The organism is Leclercia sp. UBA5958, assembly GCF_002430365.1.
Lineage (GTDB): Bacteria > Pseudomonadota > Gammaproteobacteria > Enterobacterales > Enterobacteriaceae > Enterobacter > Enterobacter pneumoniae.
Genome location: NZ_DJCE01000007.1, coordinates 249,260 through 269,513, shown reverse-complemented (window position 1 = coordinate 269,513; position 20,254 = coordinate 249,260). Strand labels below are relative to the sequence as shown.

The 20,254-nt window shown below is 56.8% G+C and carries 18 protein-coding genes; 9 read left to right on the top strand and 9 right to left on the bottom strand.

Features of this window, described 5'->3' with window-relative positions:
• The first annotated feature begins 4 nt into the window (after positions 1-4).
• Together betB and betA are read left to right on the top strand one after the other, a co-directional pair.
• Entirely contained in the window at positions 5-1,477 is a 1,473-nt protein-coding gene (gene betB / locus B2Q93_RS10690; protein ID WP_263616396.1) for a betaine-aldehyde dehydrogenase, read from the top strand.
• A gap of 13 nt (positions 1,478-1,490) precedes the next feature.
• On the top strand, positions 1,491-3,155 hold the full coding sequence (gene betA, locus B2Q93_RS10685; protein ID WP_286809752.1) for a choline dehydrogenase: 1,665 nt from the start codon (positions 1,491-1,493) through the stop codon (positions 3,153-3,155).
• Positions 3,156-3,197: 42 nt separating this feature from the next.
• On the opposite strand, the gene B2Q93_RS10680 is transcribed toward betA, so the two are convergent.
• Entirely contained in the window at positions 3,198-3,896 is a 699-nt protein-coding gene (locus B2Q93_RS10680) for a GNAT family N-acetyltransferase (protein WP_286932886.1), read from the bottom strand.
• A 386-nt stretch (positions 3,897-4,282) separates the two neighbouring features.
• Here B2Q93_RS10680 and B2Q93_RS10675 point away from each other — a divergent pair, with 386 nt between their 5' ends.
• Positions 4,283-4,738 (top strand): hypothetical protein, encoded by a 456-nt coding sequence (locus B2Q93_RS10675; RefSeq protein WP_207293159.1) that lies wholly within the window; start codon positions 4,283-4,285, stop codon positions 4,736-4,738.
• Positions 4,739-4,801: 63 nt separating this feature from the next.
• On the opposite strand, the gene B2Q93_RS10670 is transcribed toward B2Q93_RS10675, so the two are convergent.
• A complete protein-coding gene (locus B2Q93_RS10670) occupies positions 4,802-5,275 on the bottom strand; it encodes a cold-shock protein (RefSeq protein ID WP_046884380.1) in 474 nt (157 codons plus the stop codon).
• Positions 5,276-5,531: 256 nt separating this feature from the next.
• Between B2Q93_RS10670 and B2Q93_RS10665 the strand changes: the two genes are divergently transcribed.
• Entirely contained in the window at positions 5,532-6,653 is a 1,122-nt protein-coding gene (locus B2Q93_RS10665) for a YbdK family carboxylate-amine ligase (RefSeq protein WP_286932883.1), read from the top strand.
• 88 nt (positions 6,654-6,741) lie between these two features.
• Here the strand turns inward: B2Q93_RS10665 and B2Q93_RS10660 are convergent, their stop codons facing one another.
• On the bottom strand, positions 6,742-9,465 hold the full coding sequence (locus B2Q93_RS10660; protein WP_286932880.1) for a cation-transporting P-type ATPase: 2,724 nt from the start codon (positions 9,463-9,465) through the stop codon (positions 6,742-6,744).
• A 486-nt stretch (positions 9,466-9,951) separates the two neighbouring features.
• On the opposite strand from B2Q93_RS10660, the gene B2Q93_RS10655 reads away from it, so the two are divergent.
• Positions 9,952-10,200 (top strand): DUF1158 domain-containing protein, encoded by a 249-nt coding sequence (locus B2Q93_RS10655; RefSeq protein WP_046884383.1) that lies wholly within the window; start codon positions 9,952-9,954, stop codon positions 10,198-10,200.
• Here B2Q93_RS10655 and B2Q93_RS10650 read toward each other — a convergent pair.
• Positions 10,186-11,754 carry an alpha/beta hydrolase-fold protein gene (locus tag B2Q93_RS10650; protein ID WP_286932878.1) on the bottom strand — a complete coding sequence of 523 codons (1,569 nt, stop codon included), beginning with the start codon at positions 11,752-11,754 and terminating at the stop codon, positions 10,186-10,188. The two genes, B2Q93_RS10655 and B2Q93_RS10650, sit on opposite strands and share 15 nt — an antisense overlap.
• 123 nt (positions 11,755-11,877) lie before the next feature.
• Here B2Q93_RS10650 and B2Q93_RS10645 point away from each other — a divergent pair, with 123 nt between their 5' ends.
• Complete coding sequence (locus B2Q93_RS10645) at positions 11,878-14,022, top strand: TonB-dependent siderophore receptor (protein ID WP_286932876.1); 2,145 nt, start codon at positions 11,878-11,880, stop codon at positions 14,020-14,022.
• Between the two features lie 40 nt (positions 14,023-14,062).
• On the opposite strand, the gene B2Q93_RS10640 is transcribed toward B2Q93_RS10645, so the two are convergent.
• Together B2Q93_RS10640 and B2Q93_RS10635 are read right to left on the bottom strand one after the other, a co-directional pair.
• Entirely contained in the window at positions 14,063-14,404 is a 342-nt protein-coding gene (locus tag B2Q93_RS10640) for a RamA family antibiotic efflux transcriptional regulator (RefSeq protein WP_040076707.1), read from the bottom strand.
• Positions 14,405-14,436: 32 nt separating this feature from the next.
• Positions 14,437-15,540, bottom strand: coding sequence for an MBL fold metallo-hydrolase (locus B2Q93_RS10635; protein WP_040076709.1), 1,104 nt, complete (start codon positions 15,538-15,540; stop codon positions 14,437-14,439).
• Between the two features lie 190 nt (positions 15,541-15,730).
• On the opposite strand from B2Q93_RS10635, the gene B2Q93_RS10630 reads away from it, so the two are divergent.
• The 3 genes from B2Q93_RS10630 (at position 15,731) to nfsB (ending at position 17,453) form a co-directional block, all read left to right on the top strand.
• The gene (locus B2Q93_RS10630) at positions 15,731-16,318 is read left to right on the top strand and encodes a TetR/AcrR family transcriptional regulator (RefSeq protein WP_040076710.1); all 588 of its coding nucleotides are present in this window, start codon (positions 15,731-15,733) and stop codon (positions 16,316-16,318) included.
• On the top strand, positions 16,311-16,679 hold the full coding sequence (locus tag B2Q93_RS10625) for an MmcQ/YjbR family DNA-binding protein (RefSeq protein ID WP_040076711.1): 369 nt from the start codon (positions 16,311-16,313) through the stop codon (positions 16,677-16,679). The genes B2Q93_RS10630 and B2Q93_RS10625 overlap by 8 nt, the downstream gene beginning before the upstream one ends.
• A 120-nt stretch (positions 16,680-16,799) precedes the next feature.
• Entirely contained in the window at positions 16,800-17,453 is a 654-nt protein-coding gene (gene nfsB, locus B2Q93_RS10620) for an oxygen-insensitive NAD(P)H nitroreductase (RefSeq protein ID WP_040076712.1), read from the top strand.
• A 28-nt stretch (positions 17,454-17,481) separates the two neighbouring features.
• Here the strand turns inward: nfsB and B2Q93_RS10615 are convergent, their stop codons facing one another.
• From B2Q93_RS10615 to B2Q93_RS10605, 3 genes are all read right to left on the bottom strand, one after another.
• Positions 17,482-18,090 (bottom strand): hypothetical protein, encoded by a 609-nt coding sequence (locus B2Q93_RS10615; protein WP_286932872.1) that lies wholly within the window; start codon positions 18,088-18,090, stop codon positions 17,482-17,484.
• A 155-nt stretch (positions 18,091-18,245) separates the two neighbouring features.
• Positions 18,246-19,280: a DUF2157 domain-containing protein gene (locus B2Q93_RS10610; protein WP_286932870.1), complete on the bottom strand. Its 1,035-nt coding sequence runs from the start codon at positions 19,278-19,280 to the stop codon at positions 18,246-18,248.
• A 24-nt stretch (positions 19,281-19,304) separates the two neighbouring features.
• The gene (locus tag B2Q93_RS10605; protein ID WP_046884390.1) at positions 19,305-20,183 is read right to left on the bottom strand and encodes a helix-turn-helix transcriptional regulator; all 879 of its coding nucleotides are present in this window, start codon (positions 20,181-20,183) and stop codon (positions 19,305-19,307) included.
• Between the last annotated feature and the right edge of the window lie 71 nt (positions 20,184-20,254).

The window sequence follows — 20,254 nt, the reverse complement described above, 5'->3', positions numbered from 1 at the left end:
AATTATGTCCCGAATGGCAGAACAGCAGCTTTATATCAATGGTGGTTATACATCGGCCACCAGCGGTCGCACCTTCGAGACCATCAACCCGGCCAACGGCGAAGTTCTGGCGACCGTACAGGCCGCCGGGCGCGAGGATGTCGACCGCGCGGTTGAAAGCGCACAGCGCGGGCAAAAAATCTGGGCAGCGATGACCGCCATGGAGCGTTCGCGCATTCTGCGCCGCGCCGTGGAGATCCTGCGCGAACGTAACGACGAACTGGCGAAGCTGGAAACCCTCGATACCGGTAAAGCGTTTTCTGAAACCAGCACCGTCGACATCGTCACCGGCGCGGACGTGCTGGAGTACTATGCGGGCCTGATCCCGGCGCTGGAAGGGAGCCAGATCCCGCTGCGCGATACCTCGTTCGTCTACACCCGCCGCGAGCCGCTGGGCGTGGTGGCGGGGATCGGTGCGTGGAACTACCCGATCCAGATCGCCCTGTGGAAATCTGCCCCGGCGCTGGCGGCGGGTAACGCAATGATCTTCAAACCGAGTGAGGTTACTCCGCTCACCGCCCTGAAACTTGCCGAAATTTACACCGAGGCGGGTCTGCCGGACGGCGTGTTTAACGTCCTGCCGGGCGTGGGCGCGGAAACCGGCCAGTTCCTGACCGAACATCCGGGCATCGAGAAAGTCTCCTTTACCGGCGGCGTCGCCAGCGGCAAAAAGGTGATGGCGAACTCGGCTGCCTCGTCCCTGAAAGAGGTGACGATGGAGTTGGGCGGCAAATCACCGCTGATTATTTTCGATGACGCGGATCTCGATCTTGCGGCAGACATCGCCATGATGGCCAACTTCTTCAGTTCCGGCCAGGTGTGCACTAACGGCACCCGCGTGTTTGTGCCTGCGAAATACAAAGCCGCATTTGAGCAGAAAATTGTCGAGCGCGTGGGTCGCATCCGTGCGGGCGATCTGTTCGATGAAAACACCAACTTCGGCCCGCTGGTCAGCTTCCCGCACCGCGAAAACGTGCTGCGCTACATCGCCAAAGGCAAAGAGGAAGGCGCGCGCGTGCTGTGCGGCGGCGACGTGCTGAAAGGTGAAGGCTTTGACAACGGTGCGTGGGTGGCCCCGACCGTGTTCACCGACTGCACCGACGAGATGACTATCGTGCGCGAGGAGATCTTCGGGCCAGTGATGTCCATCCTCACCTATGAAACCGACGAGGAAGCGATTCGTCGCGCCAACGACACCGACTACGGGCTGGCGGCGGGCATCGTCACCGCCGATTTGAACCGCGCCCACGGCGCCATTCATCAGCTCGAAGCGGGCATCTGCTGGATCAACACCTGGGGTGAATCCGCCGCAGAGATGCCGGTCGGCGGCTATAAACACTCCGGCATTGGCCGCGAGAACGGAGTGATGACGCTCCAGAGCTATACCCAGGTGAAGTCCATCCAGGTTGAGATGGCTAAATTCCAGTCCATATTTTAACCGGGAGGTTTATTTGCAATTTGACTACATCATTATCGGAGCCGGCTCTGCCGGCAACGTGCTGGCAACACGACTGACTGAAGATCCGAACACCACCGTGCTGCTGCTTGAAGCAGGCGGTCCGGATTACCGCTTTGACTTCCGTACCCAGATGCCCGCCGCGCTGGCGTTTCCGCTGCAGGGCAAGCGCTACAACTGGGCGTATGAAACCGAACCAGAGCCGTATATGAACAACCGTCGCATGGAGTGCGGACGCGGTAAAGGGCTGGGCGGCTCATCGCTGATCAACGGCATGTGCTACGTGCGCGGTAACGCCATGGATCTGGATAACTGGGCGAAGGAAACCGGGCTGGAGCACTGGAGCTATCTCAACTGCCTGCCCTACTACCGCAAGGCGGAGACCCGCGACGTGGGTCCGAATGACTACCACGGCGGCGATGGTCCGGTGAGCGTTACCACCTCTAAACCGGGCGTGAACCCGCTGTTCGAGGCGATGGTAGAAGCGGGCGTGCAGGCGGGTTATCCGCGCACCGACGATCTCAATGGCTACCAGCAGGAAGGCTTCGGGCCGATGGATCGCACGGTCACGCCGCAGGGTCGACGCGCCAGCACCGCGCGCGGCTATCTGGACCAGGCGAAACCGCGCCCGAACCTGACCATCCGCACTCACGCCATGACCGATCACATTATCTTTGACGGCAAACGCGCGGTGGGCGTCGAGTGGCTGGAGGGTGAAAGCACTATCCCGTCGAAAGCAACGGCGAACAAAGAGGTGCTGCTGTGCGCGGGGGCGATTGCCTCTCCGCAGATCCTCCAGCGTTCCGGCGTGGGCAGCGCTGAACTGCTGAAGCAGTTCGACATTCCACTGGTGCATGATTTACCCGGCGTGGGTGAAAACCTGCAGGATCACCTGGAGATGTATCTCCAGTACGAATGCAAAGAGCCGGTCTCCCTCTACCCTGCCCTGCAGTGGTGGAACCAGCCGAAGATTGGCGCGGAGTGGCTGTTTGGCGGCACCGGCGTGGGCGCAAGCAACCACTTCGAAGCGGGCGGGTTTATCCGCAGCCGCGAGGAGTTCGAATGGCCGAACATTCAGTACCACTTCCTGCCGGTAGCGATTAACTACAACGGCTCGAACGCGGTGAAAGAGCACGGCTTCCAGTGTCACGTCGGCTCCATGCGCTCGCCGAGCCGCGGGCACGTGCGGATCAAATCCCGCGACCCGCATCAGCATCCGGCGATCCTGTTTAACTACATGTCCCATGAACAGGACTGGCAGGAGTTCCGCGACGCGATCCGCATCACCCGCGAGATCATGCACCAGCCCGCGCTGGACAAATACCGTGGCCGGGAAATCAGCCCGGGCGTGGAGTGCCAGACCGACGAGCAGCTGGACGAGTTCGTGCGTAACCACGCTGAAACCGCCTTCCACCCGTGCGGCACCTGCAAGATGGGCTACGACGAGATGGCGGTGGTAGACGGCGAAGGCCGTGTTCACGGGCTGGAAGGGTTACGCGTGGTGGATGCGTCGATCATGCCGCAGATCATCACCGGCAACCTGAACGCCACCACCATTATGATTGGCGAGAAAATTGCTGACGCGATCCGCGGGAGCGAGCCGCTGGCGAAAAGCACGGCAGCCTATTATGTGGCGAACGGCGCACCGGTTCGCAGTTAAGTCGCCCTTCACCTCTCCTCCTCTCCTCACTGGAGAGGAGGATTATTCGCGAAACGCTTCCAGTTTTTTAATCTGCCGCCCTTCCCCGTCAAAATTCTTCGCCGCCAGCCAGGCACACAGCGCCGCCTCTTTTTCTGGCCACTCACCATCGATAATCGAAAGCATATCACTGTCGCGCGTTCGGCCCTTGCGCACAATTTTTTGTCGCAACCGCCCTTCCCAGGTGAACCCCAGCCGTTCGGCGGCTCGGCGCGAGGCCACGTTCATTGAGTCGCACTTCCACTCCAGCCGGCGATATCCGTGCGCGAAAGCATTTTTCAACAGCAGCCAGATGGCTTCGGTACCCATCGGGCTGTGACGCATTTTGCGCGCCCAGGTCACGTGACCAATTTCTACCGTTCCCATCTGGCGGTCGATCGCCATGTAACACACTACCCCCACGGCCTGGTCCGTGCGGGTATCAATCACCGCATAGGGCACCAGGGCATCGTCCATGACTTTGCCCAGCAGCCAGTGTCGGGTGACCTCCAGGTTTTCCGGCAGGTTACTGGCCATCCACGTCCAGTCGCTGCCATCACCCAGCGCAAAAGCCTCAAACAGATCGACGGCGTGGCGGGCGGCATCCAGCGGCTCCAGTCGGCAGAAGCGTCCTGACAGAAGCGAGCGGGGTAAAACGCGTGCGCCATTCCAGCCGGGAACGATGTCATTAACAGTCTGACCAAATTCATTAATTTCCGGCACGGTGCCCCCCCTTTGAAATGTAAACACTTTGTTATATCAGGATGAAAAGCAGGCGAACAGAGGATTTTTACGCCTGGATCCCGACATTCTGGAAAGCGCCTCGCAAATCGAAAAGTTAGCGGGTGCATTTCGCGGTTTTGACTGTTATTTGCCAGGGCGGGGCCGTAAAGTGCCTGAGTTGCGGGCGCTCTGCAACCGGGTGTAGGAACCCAGACAGGATGACACGACATTCACTTTGCCACGCCGTTAAAATCGCGGTAGCGCTGGCGGAGCAGCCGGTTGGCTGGCCGTTTTGTCGTGTACGGTATTCCTACCTCCGTCAGTGCTACCCCTCACGAGCACAGAAAATTTCGCTATCAGGAGCTTTTATAGAGAAGGAACACGACATGACAACAAAATCGACATACGTTTACGCCTCATCCACTAACGCGTTAGTTCAACAACTGATCGATACGCCGCTTGCCACAACGGCAGAACTTCCCGAACTGGCTGATATCAGCGCGGCACTGGTTAGCGTGCTGAAGGAGACCGACGCGCACGACACGCGTAAAGCCCTCTGCGAAAAGCTGCTGCAAACCCTTGGGCAGATGCGGGAGTGCGACACGAGCGAGCCTTCCCCGGAACTGATTGCGCAGTTGATCGAAGGTGAAAGATTCAGCACCAGCGTGCCGGCGTGCTGGCAGGAGATAACCGTTCAGGTGGATTATGCCCTGGCGTTGACGCAGGCCGTTCTGGGCGGAACGTTGCCAGCCAGCGTGGAGAGTTCACTTACGGGGCTACTGCATGACATGGTGTGGATGCTGGAGGAATTTGTGAAGGAGTCGTCCGGCGCGGCACAGTAAGTGCAGAGACAACCTATAAAGCCGAAATTCTGCTTCTCATTGCTGCAGAATTTCGGCACAGGATCACTTCAGCAGCTTCACCGTGGCATCGATGTCGATCTCATCTTCGGTGAAGATCAGCGTTGTATTCTGGAAAGTGGTAATGGCCAGCTTCTTCACGGCGCGCATTTCGCCTGGCTTCTTATCCGCTTTTGGCCTGATATTGCTCATCAGGATCCCTACTGAAAGCACCGCGTTCTCTTTATCGATCCCGGTCTCAACAGGTTCATCCTCACTGAAGACCACGAAAGATTTGATCGAGGTAAGCTTCACACGCTCGCCCGCAATAAAGAGGTATTTGCTTTCGGGGATCACCTTCACGGCATACGCCGAGAGGCCTTTGTTATTGGTGGTCGGTTCAAAGGTCACCGCCGCATCTTTTTTGATCAGATCAGGGTTAGCGACCTTAATCACATGAAAATAGCGGTTGTCACCGTTCTCATCTTTGATAAATCCAAAGCCTTTATCTTTAAACCACGTTGTGATTGTTCCGTTCATCGCTTTTACCGCCTGTCTGATCGTTCATAACTCAATTTTTGCAGCGCGCAGTGTAAAGCACAATGGGTTTTGAGGCTATGGGGAGACAAGGAGAGAAAAAATCGGCAATGACGGTCAGTGAAGATCAAGGCGGGATGAAACGCGCCCCGGCAAAACGCGGTGAGTTGCCGGGGCGTGCCGATACCGGCAACTGACCAGCGAGGGCGAACCGCCTGCGTTGTCTATACTGAAATGATACCTGACAACGGAGTGTGCCATGCCTTTACCTGACTTCCACGCCTCTGAACCCTTCACGCTTGGCATTGAACTGGAGCTCCAGGTGGTCAACCCACCGGGCTATGACCTTAGCCAGGACTCCTCCGCGCTGATTGCCGCGGTTGAAAACGAGATCCAGGCCGGTGAAGTCAAACACGATATCACCGAAAGCATGCTCGAAATTGCCACCGGCGTGTGCCAGAGCATTGACCAGGCCGCCGCACAGTTTTCGGCTATCCAGCAGGCCATTCTGCGCGCAGCCAGCGAGCATCATGTGCAGATTTGCGGCGGTGGTACCCACCCCTTCCAGAAATGGCAACGCCAGGAAGTGTGCGATGACGAGCGTTATAACGTCACCCTGGAGCGCTTTGGCTACCTGATTTTACAGGCGACGGTCTTCGGGCAGCATGTGCACGTGGGGTGCCGCACCGGTGACGACGCTATCTATCTGCTGCACGGTTTATCCCGCTTTGTGCCGCACTTTATTGCGCTGGCGGCCTCCTCGCCCTATATGCAGGGCACCGACACCCAGTTTGCTTCATCACGGCTGAATATCTTTTCAGGCTTCCCGGATAACGGGCTGATGCCCTGGGTACCTAACTGGCAGGCGTTCGAAGGGCTTTTCCGCCGGCTTAGCTCCACCAGCATGATCGACAGCATCAAAGATCTGCACTGGGATATCCGCCCCAGCCCCCATTTCGGCACCGTGGAGGTGCGGGTAATGGACACCCCCCTGACGCTGGGCCATGCCATTAATATCGCGGGTCTGATTCAGGCCACCTCGCACTGGCTGCTGACCACCCGGCCTTACAAACATCAGGAGCAGGATTTTCTACTGTATCGGTTCAATCGCTTCCAGGCTTGCCGCTACGGTCTGGCGGGCATTTTGACGGATGTTCACAGCGGTGAGCAGAAGACCATTGCAGAGGATATCGCATGGTTGCTGGAGCGCGTCGCCCCGTCAGCTGAAAAGCTGGGGGCGACAAGCGCGATTCAGGAGATTGGCCTGATGTTGAAACAGGGTAAAAGCGAGGCGCAGCGCATGCGTGATTTCGTCGCCGACGGCGGGTCGCTGATCACTCTGGTGCAGAAACATGCTGAGCTGTGGGCAACGAGCCCGTAACGCTTACGGACAGGCATGATGGCCTAAAGGCTCGTGATCTCCACTCGCCCTCTCCCCGTTAAGGAGAGGGCGGGAGGAGCCATTTATCTTATGCCGCCTTACGGAACCTCCGGGTCAATCGTTTCTCAATTTCGACAACGAAGAACATTGCGCCAGCCACCGCCAGGGTGACGAACCAGTAACGCAGTGGCAACGCCTCAGTACCGAATAACATCTGCATAAATGGCAGGTAGATAATCGCCAACTGCAGCAGAAGCAGTACACCCGTTACCAGCCAGATACCTTTGTTAGCCAGCAGGCCGCGGTTGAGGGAGAAGCCCTCGGTGTTGCGGCAGTTAATCATATAGACCCACTGGGCGCAGACCAGCATCTGCAGAAGCACAGTGCGGGTAAATTCGGCGCTGTGCCCACGCGGCGCCAGCCAGGCTTCCAGCGCAAAGGCGGCGATGGCAATCATGGTGCCAACGAACGCCACGCGCCATACGGCATAGGCATCCATCACATGCTGCGCAGTCTGGCGCGGCGGACGCTTCATGATGTTGCGCTCGGCGGCTTCGAAAGCCAGGCCGAAAGAGAGCGTGGCGGAGGTTGCCATGTTCATCCACAAAATCAGTACCGGCGTCAGCGGAATGACGTTCCCCGCCAGCAGGGCGATGATAATCAATAGCCCCTGCGCGAGGTTGGTCGGCATAATGAAGAGAATGGTCTTCTTCAGATTGTCGTAAACGCGGCGCCCCTCTTTTACCGCGCTGGCGATAGTGGCGAAGTTGTCATCGGTCAAGACCATATCGGCCGCCTCTTTAGTCACTTCAGTGCCTTTAATACCCATCGCAATGCCCACATCCGCCTGACGCAGCGCGGGCGCATCGTTCACCCCGTCACCCGTCATGCCGACAATCTCGCCCTTCTCCTGCAAGGCTTTCACCAGGCGCAGCTTATGCTCCGGGCTGGTACGGGCGAAAATGTCATACTGCACCGCCGCGGTCGCCAACGCCGCATCGTCCATATGCTCCAGCTGATAGCCGGTTATCGCCTGGCTGCTATTAGCAATTCCCAGCATCTGACCGATGCTCATGGCCGTCTGTGGGTGGTCACCGGTGATCATCTTCACTCGGATCCCCGCCTGCTGACAGGCGTGGATGGCATCGATCGCTTCCGGGCGCGGTGGATCCATCATGCCGGCGATCCCCAGCATGATCAGCCCGCTGCTGAGATCCTCATGACGTAATGCTGGCTTGTCGGCGGCGGCCGGCTTAAAGGCGGCGGCAACCATGCGCAGCCCCTGCCGGGCAAAGCGCGCCATCTCATCTTCCCAGTACGCGCGGTTGAAGGGCTCGGCGCCGTTGCGGGTCTGCTGCTGCTCGCAAAGGGCGAAAATCACGTCCGGCGCGCCGGTAATTAAAATCTGCGCGTCGTTGCCCACCTGGTAGTGCGTGCTCATGTACTTGTACTGGGAGTCGAACGGGATTTTGCTAATAAGCGTGGTCGCCAGGGGGCTTAGCTTCGCTTTAGCGGCCAGCACCTTCAGCGCCCCTTCGGTCGGCCCGCCGGTAATGCCCCACAGGCCGCGCTCGTCCTTAATCAACTGGCTGTCATTGCAGAGGTCAATCGTGCGCAGATACTGCTCCAGCACGGTGCCTGGCTGGATTTGTACCGGCTCGTCGCTGCCCTCAAGGCAGATCTTCCCCTCCGGTTCGTAGCTATTACCGTCCACGCTGTAGCAACTTTCGGCGGTGATGATTGCCTTCACGGTCATCTCGTTCATGGTCAGGGTGCCGGTTTTATCCGAACAGACCACGGTCATTGCCCCCAGCGTTTCCACGGTAGGGAGTTTGCGGATGATCGCCCGCTTACGCGCCATCGCCTGCACGCCCAGCGACAAGATAATCGAAATAATGGCCGGCAAACCTTCCGGCACGGCTGCGACCGCCAGGCTTATCAGGGAGAGAAGCAGTTCACCCAGCGGGATATCGCGCAACAGGATGCTGAAGACAAACAGCGCCGCCATCATCGCCAGGATAATGGCGAAAATCGCTTTGCCCAGCTTATCCATCTGTACCAGCAGCGGTGTGCGGTGCTTCTCTATACCGGCCATCATCTGGTTGATGTGCCCAAGTTCAGTCTCTTGCCCGGTGGCGATGACCACGCCCACGCCACCGCCCGCGCTGACGGTCGTGCCTGAAAAGACGAGATTGGTGCGATCGCCCAGCGGCAGTTCGCCGTGCAGCGCATCGGTATGTTTATCCACCACCGTGGATTCCCCGGTCAGTATCGCCTCTTCCACGCGTAAATTATGCGCTTCAATCAGACGCATATCCGCCGGAATACGATCCCCTGCGCGCAAGACAATAATATCGCCCGGAACGATTTCAGTGGTTGGAATGGTTTCGTGCTCGCCGTGACGAATAACACGTGCATCGCTAGAGAGCATATTTCGAATACTTTGCAGCGATTTCTCAGCGTTGCTTTCCTGAACATGACCAATTAAAGCGTTAATGACCGCCACGCCAAGAATAACCAGCGTATCGACCCAATGCCCCATTACCGCCGTTAATACCGCTGCCGCCAGCAGTACATAAATCAGGACATCATTAAAATGGGCCAGAAAACGCAGCCAGGCAGGTTTCGCTTTTTTCTCTGGCAACGCATTCGGGCCATATTTATTTAAGCGTTCATCTGCCTCGGCGCGGCTCAGACCGTTAGCGTTCGTTTGCAGTCCGGCCAGGGTCTGCTCTACGGTCTGCTGGTACGCCAGACCAGAAGCCTTGTTGTCAGTGGATGGCGAAGACGGCGGGTTAGGCATTTTCGTCATAGTCAGTTCCTTTAATTTCATGTGAATGGCAGCCGGAATTCCTTTCTGGCTTATTAAAATGGGCGTGAAATAAATTAATAAGTTGTGGCAAAAATTGATTTATCGCAATATATTCTAAAAAGATAATGGCAAAACTCAGCACAACTTATTTCATATAATGATTTTCACAAAACATTTCTAAACCAACCTTAAACAAGGGGGAAGCATGTTTGGTATTTATCGCGGTCGCCGCCTGGCGTTATATATTGTCGCTGCCATTGTTATCGCCACGTTAATTGGATATAGCACCTACACTTTCGTTAAATTATTTTCCGTGGGATGACATTAATTTACACGGATAAGGATTACTTGAATATTCGCCACTAAAATAATGCAATTCCGGCGCACATCGGCGGATTATTATCCGCCCTCGCGGCCAGAGGTTTATATTGCTTTACGTTGCGCTATCCCGGACAATGCTATTTTTAACTGACGATTAACATTACTATGAAACACCCGTTAGAATCGCTGTTAACGGCAGGCGGCATTTTGCTGATGGCCTTTCTCTCCGTGCTGCTGTTGCCCGCGCCCTCGCTGGGTCTGTGGCTGGCGCAAAAGCTAATGACCACCTTCCATATGGTCGATTTGAATCAGCTATACACTATTCTGTTCTGCCTGTGGTTTCTGCTGTTGGGCGCCATTGAATTTTTCATCCTGCGTTTCATCTGGCGCCGCTGGTTCTCACGGGCGTCGTAAACCGGTGAAATCGCGCATCCCCTGGACCAGCGCTTCGCACCACGCCGTGTAATCGTGACCGCTGGACCACGGGTGAAAACTCACCCGATACCCTTTCTCTTTTAGCACCTGCTCAAACTCCAGGGTATTCCGGTAGATACCGCCATCCGGACCACTACTCTCAAACCTGCCGGCCTGCAGCCAGAAGCGAATCGGGTAGTGCGGGGCATGCTGATACTGACGTGTTAACCAGCTTGCCTCTTCGCCTTTAGGCGCCCACCAGTAAGAGCCGGTCAAACTCAGCACATTGCCAAACAGGCGTGGATAGCGTAAAGCCACCCACGAGGCGGCGAGGCCACCGTAGCTGGAGCCCGCCAGCACCGTTTTTTGCCGCTGTAAAGCCACGCCCTGACCCCGTAGCCAGGGCAGTAGCTCGTGGGCCATGGCGTTGGCGAAGCGCGGATTAGGCGGCAACTCCTGACTACGGCGGGCGTGATCGAGGCTATCGATAAAGACCACATTTATCGGCGGCAGAACATGCCGCGCAATTAAGCTATCGAAGATATTGGCGACGTGATAGTCGCGCTGATAGATCTGCCCGTCTAAGAGGATGAGCGTCCAGCGCGCTGGCTGCGCGCTGCGCGGCCGGTAGAGCAACACGTCGCGGCTGTTGCCAAGCTGGTTGCTGGTAAAGGTGTGACGGGTAAGCGAGCCATTCACAATGGGCGTGGCGGCGGCCTGCGCGGAACAGTAGCGCGTCGGGCTGAGATCAAGCAGTGAATAACGATTCCAGCGATCCTGCTTACCCTGCACGGCAGTGTGGGGGTTGAGCGGATCGGCCTGTGCGCTGACCAGGATCGCCCGACGTTGATCGCGTGGGGAGCCGGTGATAACCGGCACATCCGGCGCCAGCTTGTACTGCATCAGGGTATCGGAAGGCACCACATAGCTGCGAAACCAGACGTCGCTTTGCCCTAAACGGAACAGGGGGTCATGGTCGCCCGCCGGTGACCCAAGAATGAAGACGTTCTCCCGCGCGCCGCGCCAGAGAAAGGTCACCCGCTTGTGGTCGGCGTCCACCGGCTCCACCATCGGCGTTCCCTGCCGACGCTGCGCCTGCCAGAACGCCTCAGTACTCCCACCAGCAGCAACCGTTTTTGCCAGCGCATTCAGGGTCGGACTTTCAGGCTCAAGCATCTGCACGCGCGGTAATGCGGAGGTTTCTCTTATTCGCCACTGAAAATGCCAGGGTTGACCCGGTTCGCCGTGCAGCACCAGGGAGGTGTTCTGGCGCACCGGCAAAGCGAAGAGTAGCGAGTGTTCGCCGTCCGCCGGGCCATTCTCAATCAGGGTGCGAATCCGGCTATTTTGTCCATCCAGCAGGCGGGCGTCCGTTACCCCTTTTAGCGTGGCCGAGACATAGTTTTCATTCAGTTTCGGCAGCGTAAAACAGACTTCGCCGCTGGCATCAAATTTCCCCTGCACATCCCCCTGAAGGGAAGAGTGTTCACAGGTCGCCGCCATGGCTGGCAGTGTACTTATTCCTAACAGCAACCCACTCCACACCCTTTTCATTTACGCCCTTTCCTCGCAAAATTTGTCAGTAACGCTAATGCAAATGGTAATTGTTTGCAATATCATTTAAAACGTTTTTACCGGTGTTTTTATGGCGATAGCAACCAAGGATAGATAATAAAAATGTTTAAAAAGAATAAAGTAATGCGCCTCTGGCTTATGAGCCTGGCGACAGTCAGCATGGTGGCTCAGGCCGCAAACAATGAAGAAACGCTTGTGGTTACGCAGGGCGTGAATCAGGAGCCCACGGCCCCGGTCAACGGCATTGTGGCCACCAAAACGCTCTCCGCGACGAAAACCAGCGCAGAAATTGTGAAGACGCCGCAGTCGGTCTCGGTGATCACCCGCGACCAGATGGCAATGCAGGATGTCACCTCCGTATCGCAGGCGCTGCGCTACTCCGCTGGGGTCTTTACAGAATACCGCGGATCATCCAACCGTAACGACGAGGTCTTTGTGCGCGGCTTTAGCTATGTGCCAAAGTTCCTCGACGGGCTGAGCTTTGGCGCAACCGCCTCTTCCCAGACGGGGACGATCGATCCATGGTTACTGGAACGGGTGGAGCTGATACGGGGTCCGGCATCCGTTCTGTTCGGTCAGGTAAACCCTGGTGGTTTAATCAGCATGACCAGCAAACGCCCCACCGCAGAGGCTATCCATAATGTGCAGTTTCGCACCGGCAATCATGATCTGGCAGAAGGCGCATTTGATTTCGGCGGCAAGCTTAGCGACGATGGTCGCGTACTGTATCGTGTGAACGGCATTGCTCGCACCCAGCACAACCAGGTGGACGATTATAAAGAGACGCGTATGGCGATAGCCCCGGCGATCACCTGGTATCCAAACGATCAGACGCGCTTTACGCTCCTCACCAGCTACCAGAAAGATCCCGATGCAGGTTACCGCAATTTCCTGCCCGCCTACGGCACGGTAAAGAGCGCTAACGGCCAGTACATTCCCTACGATTTTAACGTGAGCGATCCCAGTTACGACCAGTCCTGGCGCGAGCAGACCCTTATCGGCTACGAGCTGGAGCACCAGTTCGCCGATAATATGACCTTCCGCCAGAACGCGCGTTACGCCACTATCAAGCAGAAGTATCGCTACCTTGTTTATGCCAATAGCGCCGCCAACAGCACGCTGCTGACCCGCCGGGCGCAGCGTGAAGTGCGCACCACCAACGAGTTTGGTCTGGATAATCAGCTGGAGTATCTGGCCAGTACTGGCGAAGTCAGCCACATTCTGCTGGGTGGCGTTGACTACAAGGCCAGCAAAGATAAACAGCTGCTGGCGCGCGGCGCCGGCACGCAGTACGACCTCGACTGGACCCGCCCGGTCTACGGCGTGAATGTCGATGAAAGCACGTTCAGCACCGCAACGGATGAACAGCAAAATCTCGACCAGATGGGCCTCTATCTGCAGGATCAGATGAGCTGGAAAAACTGGGAGTGGCTGGTTTCCGGGCGCTACGACTGGAGCGAAGTTCGCACCAAAGACTTCACGGACAGCAGCGTCACCCAGCAAAACGACAGCAAATTCACCTGGCGTACCGGCCTGCTGTACGCCTTTGATTTTGGCCTGTCGCCCTATATTAGCTACAGCACCTCCTTCGAACCGAACCTGCAAACCAACCGCGCGCCGGGCGTCGGGCCTTTTAAACCGACCACCGGCGAGCAGACGGAGATTGGCCTGAAGTATCAGCCAGTGGACACCACCCTGATGACCCTGGCGCTGTACGATTTAACCCAGGAGAACGTCGCAACGTACAACAGCGCCGAAGGCTGGTTTGAGAACGCCGGCAAAGTTCGCTCGAAAGGGGTTGAAGCAGAGATCCACGCCACGCTGATGGAGAACATCAACCTGATTGGCTCCTATACCTGGACGGATGCAGAAAACAAAAGCACCACGGTGGCAGGGACGGAGGGCAAAACGCCGGCGCGTATACCCGCCCATATGGCCTCTGCCTTTGCCAGCTATACCATTCCCGGAGGCGCGCTAAAGAGCCTGACCGCAGGCGTGGGTATGCGCTACATCGGCACCAGCTACGGCGATGCGAAGAATACGTTCAAGGTGCCCTCGGTCGATCTGTATGACGCCATGGTGAGCTACGATCTCGGCGAGCTGAACAGCACGCTGCAAGGCGCCAGCGTGCAGTTCAACGTGAATAACGTGGCGGATACCCGGTATGTGGCTTCGTGTGCAAGCGATACGGCATGCTTCTATGGCATTGGCCGGACGATGACCGCCACCGTGAACTATCGTTGGTAAGAGGAATGTCGCCCTCTCCCCTGGCGGGAGAGGTCAACCTTCAGTGCGCCCGATAGTGGTTCTCTTTGCGATACGCGCCAGGCGGCTGATTGAAGGTGCGGGTAAAGACCCGGGTAAAGGTCTGCTGGGAATCAAAGCCGTAACGCAGGCAGATGTCATAGACCTTTTCATCTGACTCGCGCAGATCGCGCGCCGCCAGCAAGAGTTTGCGCTCGCGGATATAGCGTCCCAGACTCTCTCCTTTGTACTGCATAAAAAGCCGCTGCAAATGCCATTTCGAATATCCCGCGTGACGGGCGATATCATCAATGCGCAACGGCTGATGGAGGTTGTCGTCGATCCACTCGACAATCGTATCAATGACCTGAGCGGAAATAGTCATACTGCTCTCCCCTTCTCTTCCTCGGGTTAACATTATTTCCACCACTCGCGAAAGTGCTGCGTGGCGCTACTAACATCTACCGGCTCGCCGGGTTCTGGCGTTAACAGCCGATAATTTTTATCTTTACTGGCGCGGGTGAGCTGGATCAACGGGTCGTCCCAGGTGTGCTTAGCCAGCACGAAGCGTCCGTTATGCCCCGGCACCACCGCTTTGGCCTTAATATCCACCGCGGCCTGTGCCGTTTCGTCCGGCTGCATGTGAATGTATTTCCAGTCCTGGTCGTACTGACCGTTTTCCATGATGGCCAGATCCACCTCGCCAAACTGCTCGCCAATGGCGCTGAAGTGCGGCCCGTAGCCAGAGTCCCCGCTGTAGTAAACCTTGCGCTGCGGGGTGACGAACATAAAGCTGCCCCATAATGTCTGGTTACGCTTCAGGCCGCGCCCGGAGAAGTGGCGAGCGGGCAGAACGTGAACGGTGAGTGCATCGCTCACCGGCACCGACTGGTTCCAGTCGCGTTCGTCAATAATGTCCGGGTTCATGCCCCAATAACGCAGGTGTGAGCCCACGCCCAGCGGCGTAATGACACGCTTCACCTTTGGCATCAGCGCCTTAATGGTGGCGTAATCGAGATGATCGTAATGATCGTGAGAGATGATCAGCAGATCGATCTCCGGCATCGCCTCTGCCCGCCACGGGTAGTCCCCGGTAAAGGCTTTATTCAGAAACGAGAAAGGCGCCGCGTAGTTACTGAACACCGGATCAATCAGGATGCGCTTGCCCGCCAGCTGCAGATACCAGGAAGAGTGACCCAGCCAGACCAGGGTTTCCTGCTCCAGCGGCAGGCTGGCCAGATCGGTGTTGACCATTGGCAGCGGTGCCGCCGGACGCGCATTTTCGGTTTTGGTCATCAAAAAGCCCCACCATGCCGCCAGCATATTTTTCTGACCGGTATAGCCCGGCGTTGGCAGGGTGTTGTGGAACTGGCCGTCGCGGTAGTGAGGAGAGGCCTCCACTTCGCTTAGCTGTGCGCCCTGAGGCGGTTGTCCAAAACCCGCATTGAAGACAAAAGGCAAACTCGCCGCTGACGCAAGAATCATGACCAACACCACGCTTACAATGAGAGGTTTCTTCATATCCCGACCCGATTTCGCGCTCCATCCGATGGTATGCGCGGGCAAAACTTGATTATGAGTGAGTAAGCACTCATTATAGGAGTGAATAGAATGTCGTCAAGACGTTTTCAATCTTTGACATTCCGCGTTGCAGCCATATGAAACGCATGCTTCAATACGCTTTTTTACAATTGACACGGGAGGATATTTAGTGGCACGTCCGAAAAGCGAAGATAAGAAACTGGCGTTACTGGAGGCGGCAACGGCTGCATTTGCCCAGTCTGGCATTGCCGCCTCGACGGCATTAATTGCCCGTAACGCGGGGGTCGCTGAAGGGACTCTGTTTCGCTACTTTGCTACCAAAGACGATCTGCTGAATGCCCTCTATCTGCACCTGAAGCAGGATCTCTGCCAGTCGATGCTGGCGAACCTTGATCGCACCATCACGCTGCCAAAAGAATATACGCGTAATATCTGGAACAGCTACGTTGAATGGGGTATCCGCAATCCGGTCTCCCACGCGGCCATTCGCCAGCTGGGCGTCAGCGAGAAAATCAACAATGAGACCGAACAGGCCGTAAAAGAGATGTTCCCTGAGCTGCATGAGCTTTGCCGCCGCTCTATCCGCCAGGTCTTTATGTCCGACGAGTTCCGCACCTTTGGCGATGCCATTTTCTTATCCCTGGCCGAGACCACGATGGAATTTGCCACCCGCGATCCCTCTCGCGCCGTGGAATTTAAATCGCTGGGCTTTGAGGTAATGTGGCGCGGCCTCGCCTCGGAGGAGGACAATGGATAGTCGTACCTTGCAGGAGCAGGCCAAAAAAGTGGCGCTGGAGCTCCCCTTTACGGAACATTGCTGGCCGTTTGGCCCGGAGTATGATGTTTTTAAGGTGGGCGGGAAAATATTTATGCTGATGGGCGTGGCGCGCGGGCGGGCGCACGTGAGCCTGAAAGCCGATCCAGAAAAATCCCTGCTCAACCAGGCTATCTACCGCAGCCTGGAGCCGGGGTATCACCTGAATAAAAAACACTGGATCTCCCTCTATGCCGGCGATGATATTACCCCTGAGCTGGTTACCGATCTGGTGCTGGACTCCTGGCATCTGGTCGTGGATAAACTGCCCAAACGTGACCAGAAGCGTATTCGCCCGCAGTGATTGTTCGCCTCAGGCGAACAGTTTAAGCGCATTTAACGCACTTATCATTTCACGTTTCCCCTGGTAATCTGCTCAGCTTACGCCTCGCTGAGGGGCGGATCTTATTCACCAGGAGCTGTTATGGATATTATTTCTGTTGCTTTGAAACGCCACTCCACCAAAGCCTTTGACCCGAGCAAAACCCTGACCGACGAGCAGGTAGAGAAGGTGAAAACCTTGCTGCAGTACAGCCCGTCAAGCACCAATTCCCAGCCGTGGCACTTTATCGTTGCCCGTACGCCAGAGGGCAAAGCCCGCGTGGCAAAATCGGCTGCGGGCGGTTTTGTTTTTAACGAACGCAAAATGCTGGACGCGTCGCTGGTGGTGGTGTTCTGCGCCAAAACCGCGATGGACGACGCCTGGCTGGAGCGCGTAGTAAACCAGGAAGAGGCCGATGGCCGCTTCGCCACCCCAGAGGCCAAAGCCGCCAACCATAAAGGCCGCACCTTCTTTGCCGATATGCACCGCAAAGATCTAAAAGATGACAACCACTGGATGGAGAAACAAGTCTACCTGAACGTGGGTAACTTCCTGCTGGGCGTGGCGGCGCTCGGACTGGACGCTGTGCCAATCGAAGGCTTTGATGCCGCGGTACTGGACGAAGAGTTTGGCCTGAAAGCGCAGGGCTTCACCAGCGTCGTGGTGGTGCCGGTGGGCTATCACAGCGTGGAAGATTTCAACGCCTCCCTGCCGAAATCTCGCCTGCCGTTAAGCACTATCGTGACCGAGTGCTAAAAGCAAACGGGCCGCTCTCTGCGGCCCGTTACAATTTTACCTTACTGATCACCAGCCTGCGATGTGGGTGCACATTCTTATCGTCACCCCATGCAAAGGTAATCCACCGCGCTTCCAGCTCAGCGTAAGATGCTACGGGCGTTAATTCCCACGCCTCACCGACTGTGCCGTCTGCTACGCTAATCTGATACTGCATGCTGTACGCCCAGTCGATCATCCGCAACCAAAAACGCTGGCCATCGCCGGTCTGTTCGCTGTCTGATACCACAATATCGTACTCATTTAAGAGCCACTGGAAAAAAAGCTGCGGAAACCCGCTAATGACAGGCTGATGAACCGTACGCGGGGTACGCCAGACCATAACCTGAGTGGCTGCCCCGTGGGGAAAAGTGATCTCATTTTGAAATTGCAACTTAACGGCATAGGCCGTATAGGGCTGCCCCTCCTCCGTTGTCACTATCCGGTATTCGTCCCCATAAAGGGATTTTAAGAGGCGATAGCCGACAGGCAGGACAAAACCCGGCAGCGCGAAGGCTGCAGTACCGCGGGCCAGAAAGGCTTCCGTATGTTCGATATTACGGGCGATAAGCCCCAGCTTCTGGCTGAATTCAGCAGATTCAATCATCAGTGGCGACATGGGGGTTGTTGCTCATTTCGTCATTATAGGCCACTTTACTTTCCATCGAAATGACGGAAGTTCAGTGAGTTATTTTGTTAACGCAATGAACAATACGCAATTTTTACCGCGCCACCTCAACTCGAATTGATTCCCGGAAAGCGACTCGCAAAAAATTAGTTAACGGGTTCGGTGGCGTGCCAAATCCTCTCCGCATAACGCCCCAGCATCGCCAACGACACCGCCAGAATCAGGAAGAACAGCACCTTGTGCATGCCGTCCCAGAAGTATTCGAAATAGCGGGTGTAGAGGTTAATCGCGAGGAAGGTCAGGCCGAATCCGCGTAGCATGCCGTCGTCGGTTTTCAGACTGATGTAAATAGCCACCACCGCGGCCACGGCAAAGAGTAACGCCCAGGGGAGTAACGCCGCGCGTGTCACGCCATACCAGTTATCGATATCGTAATTACCGAAAATCGACATGATCCACAGCGCGACGAAGAGATAGGTCAGCCCCATCGCCTTACTGGTGGTGTAGAGATGACGCTGGATAAGGGGCTTACGCAGCAGCCAGCAGAGCGCCAGTAATGCCCCACCGAAGAAGATAAACCGCACCGGGTAGTTCATGCCCAGCCAGTAAGCTCCCCAGCCGGATACATACCCCGTCTCGGCGCCAAACCAGTTACCCAGCGACAGCAAAAAGAAGAGCCACACCAGCCCGGAACGCCCGAAAAAGCCCACCAGCCCATAGACCGCACACCCCACCAGGAAGAGGGGGGCAAGATGCCCGCTGCCGTTATCCAGCCGTTCGCCCAGTTGCCAGAGGGCGATTGCCGTAAAAAGCACGCCCAGAAAAAGCAGACCTTCAGTGGTGTAGTGCCACTGGGTTTCGTGTCGCTGTCGGGCAAACCCCCACAGGTAAAACCCTACCGCCAGCGCGGCCGGGAGGCCGATGCGGGCCAACGAGGAGAAGGAGAGAAAATCGATTATCCAGGCCATCAGTTCGCTGTCGGCAAACAGGCTGCCGAGGGCGATAATTGCGCAGGCCAGCGCTGTCCAGATGGCGTAGCGGCTCAACCGCTGCCAGTCCAGCACGGTACGTTTTAAGGTTGCAGCCAGCCGCTGATGATCGCTGGCGCTGAGCGCCCCTTCCTGCTCCCACTGGGCCAGCGCCCGGCGTAGCAGACGCTCTTGTTTACGCGTTACCTGCATGTTCAATCCCTGAAGCCGATAGAGTTAACTGAGTATAACAGCCTGTTGAGCCAGCCACGTTAGTGCATGCTCACCCTGCTCATCCACCGGCAGATAGACCAGCAGCCGGGATCCGTTTCGCGGCGCTGAGTACCAGTACATCTGCTGCAGATGAAAATCACCCAGTTCCGGATGGGAAAACAGCTTCAACTGGTTTTCTACGCCACGCACGTCGTAGCGCTGGTGCCACAAGGCTTCGAACTCCGCCGAGACCGCAAAAAAGCGCGCCAGCTGAGCTTCCCAGGCGGGATCGCCGCGATGCTCGGCCATCGCCGCGCGGAAATAAGAGACAAAAATCGCCAGCACGTCATCACGCCTGCCGAGGCGGGCCTGCCATGTGGGATGGGTCAGGTAGAGGTAAATACAGTTGCGATCCTCTGGCGGGATAGTATTGAAATCCACCCCCATCAGATGCCCAAAACTGTCGTTCCAGGCCACGATGTCAAAGTTCGGTTTCTGGATGCTGGCCGGTTTCGGCATCAGGGTATCTAGCAGGCGCCGTGTGCCCTCGCTTATCCCCTCGCACGGCAGCGTTTGCGGCGCTTCTCCCGGCGGCAGCCCGGCCAGCACAAACAGATGACGCGTCTCGGTAGGGGTACATTGTAGCGCCTTTGCCACCGCCGCCATCACCACGCCTGAGGGGTTGACATCCCTGCCCTGCTCCAGCCAGGTGTACCAGGTCACGCCCACATCTGCCAGCATCGCCACCTCTTCCCGGCGCAGCCCTGGGGTACGCCGGCGGCCACTGCGCGGCAGCCCCAGCCGCTGCGGATCAAGGCTTTCGCGGCGGGAACGTAAAAACGCGCCGAGCTGTTTACGGTTCTCTTCCTGTAACGAAGGAAGGGGGTCTGCTATCAACGCCATACATCACTCCTGCGTGGTAGTGCCAGTACCAGTATAAGCAGGAACTGGTACCCGTTTATCAGATCGTTGAT

Excerpts from the sequence above, each read along its gene's own strand:
- betB (WP_263616396.1), top strand. The coding sequence starts at position 5 with ATGTCCCGAATGGCAGAACAGCAGCTTTATATCAATGGTGGTTATACA.
- B2Q93_RS10675 (WP_207293159.1), top strand. The coding sequence starts at position 4,283 with ATGACAACAAAATCGACATACGTTTACGCCTCATCCACTAACGCGTTA.
- B2Q93_RS10670 (WP_046884380.1), bottom strand. The coding sequence starts at position 5,275 with ATGAACGGAACAATCACAACGTGGTTTAAAGATAAAGGCTTTGGATTT.
- B2Q93_RS10665 (WP_286932883.1), top strand. The coding sequence starts at position 5,532 with ATGCCTTTACCTGACTTCCACGCCTCTGAACCCTTCACGCTTGGCATT.
- B2Q93_RS10660 (WP_286932880.1), bottom strand. The coding sequence starts at position 9,465 with ATGACGAAAATGCCTAACCCGCCGTCTTCGCCATCCACTGACAACAAG.
- B2Q93_RS10655 (WP_046884383.1), top strand. The coding sequence starts at position 9,952 with ATGAAACACCCGTTAGAATCGCTGTTAACGGCAGGCGGCATTTTGCTG.
- B2Q93_RS10650 (WP_286932878.1), bottom strand. The coding sequence starts at position 11,754 with ATGAAAAGGGTGTGGAGTGGGTTGCTGTTAGGAATAAGTACACTGCCA.
- B2Q93_RS10645 (WP_286932876.1), top strand. The coding sequence starts at position 11,878 with ATGTTTAAAAAGAATAAAGTAATGCGCCTCTGGCTTATGAGCCTGGCG.
- B2Q93_RS10640 (WP_040076707.1), bottom strand. The coding sequence starts at position 14,404 with ATGACTATTTCCGCTCAGGTCATTGATACGATTGTCGAGTGGATCGAC.
- B2Q93_RS10635 (WP_040076709.1), bottom strand. The coding sequence starts at position 15,540 with ATGAAGAAACCTCTCATTGTAAGCGTGGTGTTGGTCATGATTCTTGCG.
- B2Q93_RS10625 (WP_040076711.1), top strand. The coding sequence starts at position 16,311 with ATGGATAGTCGTACCTTGCAGGAGCAGGCCAAAAAAGTGGCGCTGGAG.
- nfsB (WP_040076712.1), top strand. The coding sequence starts at position 16,800 with ATGGATATTATTTCTGTTGCTTTGAAACGCCACTCCACCAAAGCCTTT.
- B2Q93_RS10615 (WP_286932872.1), bottom strand. The coding sequence starts at position 18,090 with ATGTCGCCACTGATGATTGAATCTGCTGAATTCAGCCAGAAGCTGGGG.
- B2Q93_RS10610 (WP_286932870.1), bottom strand. The coding sequence starts at position 19,280 with ATGCAGGTAACGCGTAAACAAGAGCGTCTGCTACGCCGGGCGCTGGCC.
- B2Q93_RS10605 (WP_046884390.1), bottom strand. The coding sequence starts at position 20,183 with ATGGCGTTGATAGCAGACCCCCTTCCTTCGTTACAGGAAGAGAACCGT.